We start from the raw sequence: 13,857 nt of genomic DNA, 5'->3' as shown, positions 1-13,857 counted from the left end.
CATATGGAATGTGGCTCGGTGTGGTAACTGCGGCTCCATGTACTTGATTGAGCGGCCCGATGATGAGTCGCTGCCAAGAGCATACGAGAGTTACTACACGCATGAATCCGAGCCGGATGACTTCGCGTCGGGTAATGCACGCGGTCCGGTGGCGCGACTCATCAGTGGCTATTTGAACGCAAGGTTTCACATGCGGCGTCATCCCGCACTGCGTGCAGGCGCATGGGTATTCGGAGCGCTCGCGCCGCTGCGGATGAAGCTGGATGTGTACGGCCGCCATATCCCAATGGCATTATGCCGGGGGCAAACGCGCCTGCTGGACGTGGGGTGTGGGAACGGTGCATTCCTGTGCCGCGCAGTCGAAATGGGCATTGAAGCCCAAGGCTGCGAGCCGGATCCTGCTGCCGCTGCAACTTGCCGGAAGGCGGGCCTGAACGTCGTGGCGGGTGATGTATGGACGGCCGCCTACCCAGACAGGTCGTTCGCCTACATCACGCTGAATCACGTGATTGAGCACGTTACTGACCCGTCGCGTTTGCTCGGTAAATTGCTGGCATTGCTTGAGCCCGGTGGCACGCTTTGGCTGGCACTGCCAAACCCCGGTGCATTGGGCGTCACACTTTTCGGACGCGGCTGGAAAGGGTTGCACCCGCCCTTCCACCTCCTGATCCCGAGCCAGCGGAAACTGCGCGAGTGGTTGCAGCACGCCGGGTTTACCGACGTACGATTCGTCCGGCGCGGCATGCAGAGTCCGGGGCTGTGGCGTGAGTCGGTTCGCATTGCTGAGCGTGAGGGGACAGCGCATTCTCGCGCGTGGATGACTACCGTCCGTCGCGTGGGCGACTTGCTTTCGACGCTTACGCCCCGCTGGGGTGAGGAGACCATCGTCATGGCACGCCGGCCGGCAATACAACATGCATGATGAAGTAATGCCAGTTGTTGGCCTCACCCTGCATTTTCGCACTCCGGCACAGACGATATCCTGTCTACGCTCGCTGCATGCCGAAGGCATACGACACGCCGTAGTAGTCGACAACTCCGAAGATGACGGCAAGTCCCTGGCAGCCATGCAAGTTCACTTGGACGAGTTAAAGACGTCGGGATTGACAATAGACGTAGTAACGTCCGGGCAGAACATGGGATTTGCACGAGGTGTGAATGCGGGACTGACGCGAGCTGTGGCTGCCAGCCCCTCGAGCGTATTGCTTATCAACTCTGATGCACGCTTGGAGCACGGCGCATTGGCGCTACTGGTGCAAGGCTTGGGCAATGCGCATGTATCAATGCCGCTGGTGCGACCACGACCGGGCGCTCCCGCCTCTTCGCTCTTTGGATATTACCAACGCATGTTTGCGCTCGTGTTGCGCAAGTATCAGCCGGGTTGCGTAAGGTATCCAAGCGGCTGCTGCTTGCTGTTGCGCGCAGAGATGGCCGGGTCACCATTATTCGACAAGGATTTCTTCTTTTACGGTGAGGACGTAATGCTCGGCCTCAAATTGCGAGCGCGTGGTGTGGATGTTGTGCAGTGTCCGTCCGCTGTGGTCGTTCATGCCGGCTCTGGCAGTGCCAAAAACGGTTCGCTGTTTTACGAATACCACCTGAACCGGGGACATTGGTTACTTGCACGCAAATTGGCTAAAAACCGCTTTGAAATAGCTCTGTTCCTGGCAGCGCGCTGCGTGACACTACCGCTCCGCGCAACGGTCCGGAGCATGCGATTCCGATCGTGGGTGGCATGGAAAGGGTTGATCGCTGCAACGTTCGATGTCGTGCGTGGCCGTTGCCGCAGTTTCACGCCACCGGCGCCTTAAGTCTCCCGACTGAATCCCTCGTGCTGATGACGAATGCCACGCCAACTACGGCCATGGCCCATTCCGAGCACACTAGCGCTAATGGCATGCCGGTAGTTCCAAAATGGGCGATCAGTAATAGAGCAGCAACCACGAGCACGACCAGACCGGCCAATTCAAATCCTACCCGCATCCATGGTTTGCCGAGTGCCATCAATACGCTACCCGCAGCCATGCGCAGTGCCATTCCCGGCACGGCAAGACACAACCAGTGGATCACGTGCTGGATGCCGTCGTATTTCGCGCCAAACAGCCACACGAACACCGGTGCGATAAACCACAGCGCGACGGCCAACGCAAGGCTATAGCCAAACGCGGCGGCGAACAGCCATCGAAGCAGGCGCGCAGTACGCCTGGACTTGTCTTGGCCTTCACGAAACAGGCGCGGTAACGCCGACAACATCATCGCGATCACCGGTAGCGTCGCGGCGCCGATTACGCGCGCGCCGGCCGCGTACAAACCACTGGCTGCGAGCGGCAGCAACTTGGTCGCCAGCGTCTTGTCGAGTTCGGCAGGCGTGGTAGCGGTGATATTGAGCGCGGCGTAGCCGGCGGCTTCACGCAGCTCGGCCGCTTTGGGGAATCGCCAGAGGTGCGGCGCAGGCCAGGGCGCCGGCATCGTGACGGTCGCGACCGCGAGTGCGAGCAATGAGGCGATGCAATAGCCGTAGCCGTAGGCAGCCAACGGATCGCCCGGATGCAGCAGAAACACGGCAGCGGCGGCAGCGAGACGCAGTGCCAGCGGCAACGTGGTCAGTAACTGTGAGCGCGCGATGCGCCCGAGTGCCAAGTGTTCCGCCGCCGGCAAGCTGAACAGGGGTTGCAGTAATGTTTCAGTGATGCCGATTGCGACCAGTACCTTAATCGCCACGCCCGCCTCGCGCAGCGCGAAGGTACAGATCAAGAGATAAATCACGAGCAGCGCGCCACCGCACAGCAGCGTGAACGGCACCGCGTAGGGCAGTACGTCCTTGCGCCGCGCTGGTCCGCGCGACACTTCGCCGAGCAGCACCAGGTGCGTACCAAAAGTGGCAAGCGTGCCAAGCATCACCGCGAGCGCGGCGACGCCCGCGAACGCGCCATACTCGCGTGGCCCGAGCATACGGGCAATCAGGAGCAGCGTGCCTGCCTGCACCACCAGACGCAGCCCGAGCACGAAGCTCGTGCGCATGGTGCCGCGGGCAATCGGACCCTGGGTAATCGAAATCATGGGGCTTCCAGTCGCGGCCGGTGTGCACCGAGCCTGGCACGCGGCATCGGGCTGTCTGCCTGCCAGCGCAAGGCGCACACACTGCAGTTAACCGTTGGCACGTAAACATTCTCCGCGCAGTTGGTCATCGATCGGTGCGATTCGCGGGCCTTGGCTTCGGAACCGCTCATCGTTGCCAATACACCGCTCATCGGCGTCACACATGGACGCGGCCCGGCCACGGAATCCCGGCGGCGCCGCACAGGCCGTCCCCAGCGCCAAAGATCAGAACAGTTCCTCAAGTAATGTCTCAACGCTAACTCATTGATGCTTCAGCCCATTGGACATTTCCGGCCGATAAACTACCATGTAAAAGTGTTGATGCGGGGCCGGGGAGGCCTCGGGGTGATTCAGGGATGCCTTTAGGGACGCAAGCATGGCAACCACAAATGTCAAAGTAAACCTGACCGGCCTGCCGCGCCGCCTGGTCGCGGAGGGCCTGCTCAAGGAAGCCGAGGCCTGGGACGTTACGCGCGCAGCGGCCCAGGAAAAGCTGCTGCTGGTTTCCTATCTGGTGCGCCACAAGAAACTCGATGCCCACAAGCTCGCGCGCATTGCCGCGGATGAATTCGGTGTACCGGTTCTGGATATTGATTGCGTGGATCTCACGGATGCGCCGGTCAAGGAAATGGAATTCGAGGTCATGGAAAAGTACCACGTGCTGCCGCTGTACCGGCGCGGTCGCAAGATTTTCGTGGGAATTTCCGATCCCACCAACCTTCAGGCCCTCGGTGAAATCCGCTTCACCACCGGGCTCACCGTGGACGCGGTGGTGGTGGAAGAAGACAAGCTGGTAAATGCCATCGAAAAAGTCCAGCGCGGCACATCCAATATAGCGGACCTCCAGGAAACCGACGCCGACTTCCTCGAGACTGCCGATGACGCTCCCACCACCAGCGACGACGGTGAAATTGATGCACCGGTGGTGCGCTATGTAAACCAGGTATTGATGGCCGCCATCAACAAGAATGCCTCGGACATCCACTTTGAACCTTACGAAAAATATTACCGCGTGCGTCTGCGCATTGACGGCATGTTGCACGAACTGGCGCAGCCGCCGCGCGCCCAGGCGGCAAAACTGACGGCGCGCATCAAGGTCATGTCACGCCTGGACATATCGGAAAAGCGCGTCCCACAGGACGGCCGTATCAAGCTCAAGATGTCAAAGAACCACGCGATTGATTTCCGTGTGAATACCTGCCCCACCCTATGGGGCGAGAAAGTGGTGTTGCGCATCCTCGATTCCTCGAGTACCAAACTTGGAATTGACGCCCTGGGTTACGAGGATCTCCAGAAAGCACAGTACCTGAGCGCTCTCGACCGTCCTTACGGCATGATACTGGTCACCGGCCCGACCGGCAGCGGCAAGACCGTATCGCTGTACACCGGCATCAACATATTGAATACACCGGACCGCAACATCTGCACCGTCGAGGATCCGGTGGAAATCCAGATCCCGGGCATCAATCAGGTAAACATCCACACCAAGGTGGACCTCACGTTCGCCAATGCCCTGCGTGCCTTCCTGCGCCAGGATCCGGACGTGATTCTGGTGGGCGAAATCCGCGATGAGGAAACCGCCAAGATCGCGGTTACCGCGGCTCAGACCGGACACCTGGTGTTGTCGACGCTGCACACCAACGATGCGCCCAAGACATTGACGCGCCTCGTGGAACTCGGTGTTCCACGCTATGCCATCGCGACCTCCGTGCACCTGATCATCGCCCAGCGCCTGGCGCGCAAGCTCTGCCAGCATTGCAAACAAGCGCAAAAGCTTTCGGCCGGAGACCTGCTGCGGGAAGGCTTTTCGGAGGCCCAAATCAAGGCCGGGATCAAGGTATTCGATGCAGTGGGTTGCGATCAGTGTGTGGAAGGTTACCGCGGGCGCACCGGCGTCTACCAGGTGATGCCCATTTCCGATGCTTTGCGGCGTCTGATACTAACTGAGGGCAGCAACGCCACGATGATTGCGGATCAGGCACACAAGGAAGGCATCTGGGACCTGCGCCAGGCAGGTCTGCACAAGGTAATGGCTGGGATCACCAGCCTCAAGGAATTGAATCGGGTTACCGTGGAATAGCGCACCGGGAGTCAAGCATCATGGCCATTGCAGCTGTCAAGCAATCCAATTATTTCTGGGAAGGCACCGACAAGAAAGGTGCACGCATCAAGGGCAAGACCACGGCCTCGACCGAGTCCGCCGTCAAGGCGGATCTGCGCCGCCAGGGTATCGTTCCGGTGCGTATCCGCAAGGAGAGTTTTCTCTCCGCATTGGGGCGTGGCAAGAAGATCAAGTCGGGCGACATCGCATTTTTCACGCGTCAGTTGTCCACCATGATGAGCGCCGGCGTGCCACTGATGCAGGCCATTGACATCATCGGCCGCGGCCACGCCAACCCGCGCATGCGCGACATGGTGCTCGGCATCAAGGCGGACGTGGAATCCGGCAACAACCTCGCGGATTCGCTCGGCAAACAGCCCCTGTATTTCGACCATTTGTACACCAACCTGGTGCGCGCGGGCGAGCAGTCCGGCACGCTCGAAACCCTGCTGGACCGTATCGCCACCTACAAGGAAAAGACCGAAGCCATCAAGAAAAAAATCAAAAAGGCGATGTTTTACCCGGCAGCGGTGCTGGTCGTGGCCTTTGTCGTGACCGCGATACTGCTGATTTTCGTGATTCCCGAGTTCCAGTCCCTGTTCCAGGGCGCCGGCGCCAGCCTGCCGGCCTTCACCCAGATGGTGATCAACCTGTCGAAATCCGTGCGCCAGGAAGGCTGGCTGTATCTGCTGGTGATCATTGCCATCATCGTCGGCTTCGTCATGACGCACAAACGCTCGGCGCGCTTTCGCGAATTTGTGGACCGGGTCATCCTGAGATTGCCGATCATCGGCATGATACTCACGAAGGCCTGCATTGCGCGCTTCACCCGCACGCTGGCTACCATGTTCGCGGCGGGCGTAAATTTGGTGGATGCCCTGGGCTCGGTGGCCGGCGCCACCGGTAACATCATTTACGAAAAGGCCACGCTCAAGATCCGCGACCAGGTGTCCACCGGCCAGCAACTAAATCTGGCCATGGCGCAGACCGGCATTTTCCCGCATACCGTGGTGCAGATGATCGCCATCGGCGAGGAAGCCGGCTCGATTGACACCATGGCCTCCAAGGTTGCGGATTTTTACGAAGAGGAAGTGGACAATGCCGTGGACGCCATGTCGAGCCTCATGGAACCGATGATCATGGTGATCCTGGGCATCCTGATCGGTGGATTGGTGGTGGCCATGTACCTGCCGATCTTCAATCTCGGCAACGCGTTCTGATTATCGTTCTCGCTGGACGGGGGCGCCTGCGGCGCCCCCGTCCATAAAGGCTGGCCGCATGTGGTTGATAGCATTTTTCCAGGCCACGGCCTGGGCCTGGGTCGTGGTGGCGGTCTGCCTCGGCTTGATCATCGGCAGTTTCCTGAACGTCGTGATTCACCGCCTGCCCATCATGCTGGAGCGCGAATGGCGCGAGCATTGTGCGGAACTGAACGGCACCACGGCCGCCACGGGTGAACCCTACAATCTGGTGGTACCGCGCTCACGCTGTCCGCACTGCAGCCACCTGATCCATGCCCTGGACAACATCCCGCTGCTCAGTTTCCTGTGGCTGCGCGGCCGCTGCCGCCATTGCGCCGCGCGCATTTCTCCGCGTTATCCGAGCGTGGAGCTGATCTCGGGGCTGCTCTCGGGTTGGCTCGCATGGCATTTCGGCTTCACTTGGGCGGCCGGCGGGGCCTTGCTGCTGACCTGGGCCCTGCTGGCGCTGGCCGTCATTGATTTCGACACCCAACTGCTGCCTGACAAGATTACCCTGCCGTTTCTGTGGCTGGGGCTGATCTTCAACCTCGATCACACCTTCACGGATTTGCGCTCAGCGATTATCGGCGCGCTCGCCGGATATCTGAGCCTGTGGTGTATCTACCAGATTTTCAAACTCATCACCGGCAAGGAAGGCATGGGTCACGGCGACTTCAAGTTGTATGCCATGCTCGGCGCCTGGCTGGGTTGGCAGCGCCTGCCACTGATCATCCTGATCGCCGCGGCTTCAGGCGCGATCGTCGGCATCGGCCTGATTGCCACGCGCCGCAGCCAGCGTGGCAAGCCGATTCCCTTCGGACCGTATCTGACCGTGGCCGGCTGGATTGCCTTGGTGTGGGGCCCCGAGATCACACGCGCCTATTTCTCGCTTTGGGGCGTGGCCTGACGACATGCTCAGAGTAGGCCTGACCGGCGGAATCGCCAGCGGCAAATCCGAGGCCGTTGCCGCCTTTTCCCGGCTGGGCGTACCCGTAGTGGATGCCGACGTCATAGCCCGTGAACTGACGGCTCCGGGTGCGCCGGGCCTTGCGCAACTGGTTGCGGCGCTCGGCGCGCAGATACTGGACCGGCACGGCCAACTGCAACGGGCGGCCTTGCGCCGGCAGCTGTTTGCTGACGCGGGCCTGCGCGCACGTGTGCAAGCCGTTCTGCACCCGTTGATAATCCAGCGCCTGCAAGCCGCGCTCGACACCTGCAAGACGCGTTACGCGCTGGCCGTAATTCCACTGCTCATCGAAGCGCCGGCGGCGCGTACGCTCGTGGAGCGCGTACTGGTTGTGGACTGCCCCGAGCCCCTGCAACTCTCGCGGCTTATGTCACGTGATGGCGAGAACGAAGCCACGGCACAAACCATGTTGGCAACCCAGGCGCCCCGCAGCCTGCGGCTGGCGGCGGGAGATGATATTCTCATCAACACGGGCACGCGGCACGAACTGGTCGCACACGTGGCTGAGCTGCACCAACTGTACATGGATATCGCCGGCCCGCGGGCGCAGTCCCGGCGGGCGGCGCGGCCACCTATGAGCGGTACTGGCATCTGATATGTTGAACGCCGAGCAGGATCCGGTTGCAGAACTTTTGCCGGTGGAATGGCTGGTTTATGAACAGCCGCTTACCGAGCGTATCCGCACCTTCCTGCGCCTGGAATTCCTGTTCGAGCAATGCGACCATCACCTGCGGCTCACGTCGCCCTGGGACAGCCGCGCGGCGCTCGCCGCCATTCTCGAGATTGGCGCGTTGCTCACCCGCGGCGACGTGCGCACCGAGGTGCTCAAGGAACTCGAGCGCTGCCTGTATTTCCTGAACCGGCTTGCCGGCAGCCCCGAGGTGGACAACACGCGCCTGCAGTCGGTGCTGGCGGAACTCGAGACCCTGCGCAAGGCAATGAACGGCGACGGCCGGCCTCTCGGCCAAATGCTCAAGGACAACGAATTTCTCAATACCATCCGCAATCGCATGGCGATTCCCGGCGGTACCTGCCAGTTCGATCTGCCCGTGTACCATGCCTGGCTCAGCCAGCCGCATGCGAAGCGCCATCCCGACATGCAGGCGTGGCTGGATGAAATCCGCCCGCTGCGCGACACTATCAGCCTGCTGCTGGCGCTCAGCCGGGAGAGTGCCACACCCACGCGCGAGGTGGCCGAACAGGGTATGTTCATGCGGATTCTGGACGCCGCATCCTGTCCGCTGGTGCGCGTCATGGTGCCGGCCACCAGCAGCGTGTTCCCGGAAATCAGCGCCGGACGCCAGCGCATCACCATACATTTTCTGGAGCGTCAGGATACCGGTGGGCGCGCGCAGCTGGTCAAGTCCGACATCAGCTTCAGACTGGTGTGCTGCCAGCTGTGATGTCGGCCGACCCGCACACCACATCTGCGCCGGTCGTCTCCTGCCCGCATTGCGGCGCAGCCGTCAGTTGGGATGCCGCATCGGAATACAAGCCCTTTTGCAGCGAACGTTGCCGTCTCATTGACCTTGGCGGCTGGTTGGCGGGCAAGCATGCAATCCCGGGCGAAACCGAACCGGTACCCGGGGAAGATGCGCCGGATTAACCACGCCAGAAACCGCGGATTCCTGCTACCCCGTGTCCGCCCAGCTCGCGGACTTTCGCCAACGTTTCCGCACGCATGCCGCCAATCGCATACACCGGCAATTCACTGCGGGCCGCGAGGGATTTGAAGCCGTCCCACCCGAGTGGGTTGGCTTGCGCATGGCTAGGCGTAGGCAAAACCGGACCCACAACAACGTAATCCAGGCCAAGATCCTGCGCCCGGCGAACTTGCGCCGCGTCGTGACAGGATGCCCCGCACAGAAATTCCCGTGGAATCGGCCGGTGTTTAATCTGTGCCAAGCGCGCGCTGTTCAGATGCACGCCGTCCGCGGCCAGCTCACGCACCAACCCTGGTTCCGCATTCAGCACTACGCGCGCATCGAAATCCCGGCAGAGACTGATGACCTCGCGTGCCAGGCCGGCATAGTCGGCCGCGGCCAATGCGGGCGCCCGCAGTTGCACGAATTCCACGCCGTGCTGCAGGGCATCGCCAAGTTGGCGGAGAAACTTTGCTCGATCGGCGCCGGGTGAAGGTGTAACCAACATTTGCGGCGGAAACCGCAGTGCCCTGACAATCGGGGCATCGGCCGGCAACAGCTTCAGTCCGCCGAGTGCCTTCGGCCGTATCCAGGCGAGTGCCTGGTGCTCGTGCGCCTGCGCTATACCGCTGTAGCGCTGCACTCGCCAGACCTGCAGCTCGACTCGCTGCTCGGGATAGTCAAAACTCAGCTGCAGCCACGCTTGAGCCGTATGCACCGCGAGTCCCAGCTCCTCCAGAAGTTCGCGCTCCAGCGCCGCACGCGGCGTTTCACCGGCTTCGATTTTTCCGCCGGGGAACTCCCAATATCCCGCCCAGGGCTTGCCGGTAGGCCGCTGGTTGACCAGTACCCGTCCCTGCCCGTCCTTGAGCACCGCGGCGACTACGGCAAGCGTGGGCAGATTGCCCTGGTCCATGGATGTGGAAAGTCTGCGCTCAGCTCAAGCGCCCGTGACATTGCTTGTATTTCAACCCCGATCCGCACGGACAGGGTTCATTGCGGCCGACCTTGCGTCCTTCGCGCACGAAGGTGGTGACCGGCGCAGGCGGCGCCTGGGCCGGCGGCGAACTGTCGCCGCCACCCACGGCGCTTTGCGCCTCGGCATGCTGGAACTGCATGGCGCGCGCGCGCCGGCGCTGCTCCTCGACCGCGGCCACGTCCTCCTGCGTGCGTACCTGCACCTTGGCCAGAATGCTGACCACGTCGTTCTTGAGCCGGTCCAGCAGATCGGAAAACATGATGAAGGCTTCGCGCTTGTATTCCTGCTTGGGATTGACCTGGGCGAAACCCCGCAGGTGGATGCCGGCGCGCAGATAATCCATGTTGGCGAGGTGTTCGCGCCACAGATTGTCGAGCACCTGCAGCAGCACGGCCTTCTCGAACTGGCGCATGACCTCGGCGCCGGTCTGCTGCTCCTTGGCCTTGTAGGACGCGAGGAACGCGTCCACGATTTTCTGGCGCAGGGTTTCTTCGTGCAGGCTGTCATCGCTCGCCAGCCAGCCCTGGATGTCGAGCTTCTGACCGAAATCACGCTCCAGATGCTCCTGCAGCCCGGCGACGTCCCATTGCTCTTCCACGCTCTGCGGCGGGATGTGCGCGCTGATGATGCCGTTGATCACATCGCCGGAAATGTTGCTGATGGTGCCGGATATGTCGGCCGCGCTCAGCAGTTCATTGCGCTGCTCGTAGATCACCTTGCGCTGGTCGTTGGCAACGTCGTCGTATTCCAGCAGCTCCTTGCGGATGTCGAAGTTGTGGGCCTCGACCTTGCGCTGCGCGCTTTCGATGGCGCGCGTGACCCAAGGGTGCTCAATGGCCTCGTCGCCCTTGACGCCAAAGCGCTGCATGATGCCCTTGACACGGTCGCCGGCGAAGATGCGCATCAGGTTGTCTTCCAGCGACAGGAAGAAGCGGCTCGAGCCGGGATCGCCCTGACGGCCGGAGCGGCCGCGCAACTGGTTGTCGATGCGTCGCGACTCGTGGCGTTCGCTGCCGACGATATGCAGGCCGCCGGCCGCGACCACCGCGGCATGGCGCCGCTGCCATTCGGCACGCACGCGCTCGCGCTCCGGCTCGCCGGCTTCCGGCGCCAGCGCCTTGAGTTCCGCTTCCAGGCTTCCGCCCAGCACGATGTCAGTGCCGCGGCCGGCCATGTTGGTGGCGATAGTGACAGTGCCGGGGCGGCCGGCCTGGGCAATGATGTGGGCCTCGCGTTCGTGCTGTTTGGCGTTCAGCACCTCATGCGGAATACTTTCCTTCTTGATCAGTGCCGAGAGCAGTTCGGAGTTTTCAATGGACGCCGTGCCCACCAGCACCGGCTGGCCGCGGCCGTGGGCCTCGCGGATTTCGTTGATCACCGCCTGGAATTTGCCCTTGCTGTTCAGGTACACGTGATCCGGCCGGTCCTCGCGAATCATGGGCTTGTTGGTGGGAACCACCACGACTTCCAGGCCATAAATCTCGTGGAACTCGGCCGCCTCGGTGTCCGCGGTGCCGGTCATGCCCGCGAGTTTCTTGTACAGGCGGAAGTAATTCTGGAAAGTGATCGAGGCGAGCGTCTGGTTCTCGGCCTGGATCTTGACGCCCTCCTTGGCCTCGATGGCCTGATGCAGGCCTTCGGACCAGCGCCGCCCCGGCATGGTGCGGCCGGTGAACTCGTCCACGATCACCACTTCGCCGTCCTTGACGATGTATTCCACCTCGCGGTGATACAACGCGTGCGCGCGCAGCGCCGCGTTGATCTGGTGCATGAGCATGATGTTGGAGGCGTCGTACAGTGAATCGTTCTCCTTGAGCAACCCGGCCTTGATCAGCAGTTCCTCGATTTTCTCGTGGCCGGCCTCGGTCAGGTATACCTGCTTCTGCTTCTCGTCCACGCTGAAGTCGCCCGGTCCCTCCTCTTCTTCCTGCTTGGTGAGCTGCGGCACCAGCACGTTGACCTTGCGATACAGCTCGGTGTTGTCGTCCACCGCCCCGGAGATGATCAATGGCGTGCGTGCCTCGTCGATCAGGATTGAATCCACTTCGTCCACGATGGCGTAATGCAACTCGCGTTGCACCTTGTCTTCAAGCCGGAAAGCCATGTTGTCGCGCAGATAATCAAAGCCGAACTCGTTGTTGGTGCCGTAGGTGATGTCGGCACCGTAGGCGGCGCGTTTGGTCTCCGCGTCCTGGCCCACCAGGATGACGCCCACGTTCATGCCAAGCGCCGTGTACACCGGACGCATCCAGTCGGCGTCGCGTTGCGCAAGATAATCGTTGACCGTGACCACGTGCACGCCGCGGCCGGCAATGGCGTTGAGATACACCGCCAGCGTCGCCACCAGGGTTTTGCCCTCGCCGGTACGCATCTCGGCGATCTTGCCGCGATGCAACACCATGCCGCCGATCAGCTGCACGTCGAAATGCCGCATGCCGAGAGTGCGGCGCGCGGCCTCGCGCACCGCCGCGAAGACTTCCGGCAGCAGATCGTCAAGCGCTTCACCGTCGGCGTGACGCTTGCGGAATTCCGCGGTCTTGGCCTTGAGTGCGTCTTCGGAAAGCGCCTGCAGCTGCGCTTCCATGGCGTTGATGCGCGCCACGATCTGGCCCGTGCTGCGCAGCAGCCGCTGGTTGCGGCTGCCGAAAATCTGCTTGAGTAAACTGCTTGGCATGCGTGTTGGGAACCACCCGCGTAAAGTGTCGTGGCGGGCTGCGGCCCGCAAACCCGCCTGCCATATAGGCGCACGGGCGTGAATTCAAGGCGGTTGCTGGGATTTGGCCGCCGGACCGGGTCAGACTCGGCCGGCAGCGGGAACAGGGCAGCCGGAAAGCCGCAGTGCGGCGCGCTGCTTCAGTCCAAGCTGTGCGGCACCGCGGCGACCCGCAGCTGCCCCACACTGTTCACAAACTGGGCCGGATTGACCGGCTTGCCATTGTATAGGACTTCAAAATGTACGTGGGGGCCGGTGGAGCGGCCGGTGGACCCCAGCAAGGCGATTTCCTGACCCTTTTTCACCACGTCGCCCACATGCACCAGCAGTTTTTCACTATGGCCGTAGAGCGTTGAATAGCCGTTGCCGTGATCGATTTCCACCATGTCACCGTAGCCCGCGCGCGGACCGGCCCAGGTCACCACGCCGGCAGCCACGGCCTTGACGGGTTCGCCTTGCGGACCGGCAAAATCAATGCCCGGATGAAATGACAGCTCGCCAGTGAACGGGTCAATGCGCATGCCAAACGGGGAACTCTCGTAACCCTCCACCACCGGCGGACCGGAGGGTCGCGCCTGCAGCTGTACGGCCCGATGCATCAGCAGGCCTTCGAGCACCGTAAGCTGCTGTTCGCGGCTGTTGATCTGGTCCGAAAGCTGGTCGAGATCGCCGAGGAAATCAGGCAGTCCCACATGCTGCAGCGGGGCGCTGATCTCGGGGCCGCCCTCGGCCGGCGGGGCGCCAAAATTGAATTCGCCGTGTTTCAGCCCGGCCATGCGCGTAAGCAACTGCCCGAGGGCATCCAGCCGGGTGATATGCGCCTGCAGTGCGCCCACCTTGGCCGACAGGGCATCGATGTTCACTTGCGCGACTTGCTTGGCCTGGGCCACCTCGCGCGCCTGGGTATTGAACTGTGCCTGCAACGCCTGCACATGGCTGGAAGGCCTGGCCATCCAGCTGGACGTGAAATAACCGGCCACGAACAACAGTGCCGCCGCCAGCAGGCCGGCAAACGCGGTACCCGCAAGGCAGGCAGGTCGCGCCAGATCAAACTGGCGCACGCGACCCTGTTTTAGAAATAGAATCTGGCTCATATACCCAATTTCCGCGTAAC

Annotated in this window: 12 protein-coding genes; 8 read left to right on the top strand and 4 right to left on the bottom strand. The window is 61.9% G+C overall.

Going from position 1 to position 13,857, the window contains the following annotated elements:
- Window positions 1–190: 190 nt before the first annotated feature.
- Both VJR90_10600 and VJR90_10595 read left to right on the top strand, forming a co-directional pair.
- Window positions 191–922, top strand: a complete 732-nt coding sequence (locus VJR90_10600; protein ID HKV97920.1) for a class I SAM-dependent methyltransferase — start codon at window positions 191–193, stop codon at window positions 920–922.
- Entirely contained in the window at window positions 915–1,811 is an 897-nt protein-coding gene (locus tag VJR90_10595) for a glycosyltransferase family 2 protein (protein HKV97919.1), read from the top strand. The genes VJR90_10600 and VJR90_10595 overlap by 8 nt, the downstream gene beginning before the upstream one ends.
- On the opposite strand, the gene VJR90_10590 is transcribed toward VJR90_10595, so the two are convergent.
- Window positions 1,792–3,060, bottom strand: a complete 1,269-nt coding sequence (locus VJR90_10590) for a lipopolysaccharide biosynthesis protein (GenBank protein HKV97918.1) — start codon at window positions 3,058–3,060, stop codon at window positions 1,792–1,794. The two genes, VJR90_10595 and VJR90_10590, sit on opposite strands and share 20 nt — an antisense overlap.
- 415 nt (window positions 3,061–3,475) lie before the next feature.
- Between VJR90_10590 and pilB the strand changes: the two genes are divergently transcribed.
- Genes pilB through VJR90_10560 form a run of 6 tightly spaced genes read left to right on the top strand, consistent with a single transcriptional unit; the run spans window position 3,476 to window position 9,014 of the window.
- Window positions 3,476–5,179, top strand: a complete 1,704-nt coding sequence (pilB, locus tag VJR90_10585; GenBank protein ID HKV97917.1) for a type IV-A pilus assembly ATPase PilB — start codon at window positions 3,476–3,478, stop codon at window positions 5,177–5,179.
- A 20-nt stretch (window positions 5,180–5,199) separates the two neighbouring features.
- The gene (locus VJR90_10580) at window positions 5,200–6,420 is read left to right on the top strand and encodes a type II secretion system F family protein (GenBank protein ID HKV97916.1); all 1,221 of its coding nucleotides are present in this window, start codon (window positions 5,200–5,202) and stop codon (window positions 6,418–6,420) included.
- A gap of 58 nt (window positions 6,421–6,478) precedes the next feature.
- Complete coding sequence (locus VJR90_10575) at window positions 6,479–7,348, top strand: A24 family peptidase (protein ID HKV97915.1); 870 nt, start codon at window positions 6,479–6,481, stop codon at window positions 7,346–7,348.
- A gap of 4 nt (window positions 7,349–7,352) precedes the next feature.
- Window positions 7,353–8,003 carry a dephospho-CoA kinase gene (gene coaE, locus VJR90_10570; protein HKV97914.1) on the top strand — a complete coding sequence of 217 codons (651 nt, stop codon included), beginning with the start codon at window positions 7,353–7,355 and terminating at the stop codon, window positions 8,001–8,003.
- Between the two features lies 1 nt (window position 8,004).
- A complete protein-coding gene (zapD, locus tag VJR90_10565) occupies window positions 8,005–8,811 on the top strand; it encodes a cell division protein ZapD (GenBank protein HKV97913.1) in 807 nt (268 codons plus the stop codon).
- Window positions 8,811–9,014: a DNA gyrase inhibitor YacG gene (locus tag VJR90_10560; protein HKV97912.1), complete on the top strand. Its 204-nt coding sequence runs from the start codon at window positions 8,811–8,813 to the stop codon at window positions 9,012–9,014. Before zapD ends, VJR90_10560 begins: the two co-directional genes overlap by 1 nt.
- On the opposite strand, the gene VJR90_10555 is transcribed toward VJR90_10560, so the two are convergent.
- The 3 genes from VJR90_10555 to VJR90_10545 all read right to left on the bottom strand — a co-directional run bounded on the left by VJR90_10555 (window position 9,011) and on the right by VJR90_10545 (window position 13,837).
- Window positions 9,011–9,967, bottom strand: coding sequence for a Nudix family hydrolase (locus tag VJR90_10555; GenBank protein HKV97911.1), 957 nt, complete (start codon window positions 9,965–9,967; stop codon window positions 9,011–9,013). The genes VJR90_10560 and VJR90_10555 overlap by 4 nt on opposite strands.
- A 19-nt stretch (window positions 9,968–9,986) precedes the next feature.
- Entirely contained in the window at window positions 9,987–12,704 is a 2,718-nt protein-coding gene (gene secA / locus VJR90_10550) for a preprotein translocase subunit SecA (GenBank protein ID HKV97910.1), read from the bottom strand.
- Window positions 12,705–12,883: 179 nt separating this feature from the next.
- Window positions 12,884–13,837, bottom strand: coding sequence for a M23 family metallopeptidase (locus tag VJR90_10545; GenBank protein ID HKV97909.1), 954 nt, complete (start codon window positions 13,835–13,837; stop codon window positions 12,884–12,886).
- Window positions 13,838–13,857: the final 20 nt, after the last annotated feature.

The organism is Gammaproteobacteria bacterium, assembly GCA_035279405.1.
Taxonomy (GTDB): Bacteria; Pseudomonadota; Gammaproteobacteria; order Natronospirales; family REEB76; genus REEB76.
This window is presented reverse-complemented; position numbering and strand designations above follow the sequence as displayed.

Excerpts from the sequence above, each read along its gene's own strand:
- VJR90_10545 (HKV97909.1), bottom strand. The coding sequence starts at position 13,837 with ATGAGCCAGATTCTATTTCTAAAACAGGGTCGCGTGCGCCAGTTTGAT.
- VJR90_10600 (HKV97920.1), top strand. The coding sequence starts at position 191 with ATGCGGCGTCATCCCGCACTGCGTGCAGGCGCATGGGTATTCGGAGCG.
- VJR90_10590 (HKV97918.1), bottom strand. The coding sequence starts at position 3,060 with ATGATTTCGATTACCCAGGGTCCGATTGCCCGCGGCACCATGCGCACG.
- VJR90_10575 (HKV97915.1), top strand. The coding sequence starts at position 6,479 with ATGTGGTTGATAGCATTTTTCCAGGCCACGGCCTGGGCCTGGGTCGTG.
- coaE (HKV97914.1), top strand. The coding sequence starts at position 7,353 with ATGCTCAGAGTAGGCCTGACCGGCGGAATCGCCAGCGGCAAATCCGAG.
- VJR90_10555 (HKV97911.1), bottom strand. The coding sequence starts at position 9,967 with ATGGACCAGGGCAATCTGCCCACGCTTGCCGTAGTCGCCGCGGTGCTC.
- pilB (HKV97917.1), top strand. The coding sequence starts at position 3,476 with ATGGCAACCACAAATGTCAAAGTAAACCTGACCGGCCTGCCGCGCCGC.
- secA (HKV97910.1), bottom strand. The coding sequence starts at position 12,704 with ATGCCAAGCAGTTTACTCAAGCAGATTTTCGGCAGCCGCAACCAGCGG.
- zapD (HKV97913.1), top strand. The coding sequence starts at position 8,005 with ATGTTGAACGCCGAGCAGGATCCGGTTGCAGAACTTTTGCCGGTGGAA.
- VJR90_10580 (HKV97916.1), top strand. The coding sequence starts at position 5,200 with ATGGCCATTGCAGCTGTCAAGCAATCCAATTATTTCTGGGAAGGCACC.
- VJR90_10560 (HKV97912.1), top strand. The coding sequence starts at position 8,811 with ATGTCGGCCGACCCGCACACCACATCTGCGCCGGTCGTCTCCTGCCCG.
- VJR90_10595 (HKV97919.1), top strand. The coding sequence starts at position 915 with ATGCATGATGAAGTAATGCCAGTTGTTGGCCTCACCCTGCATTTTCGC.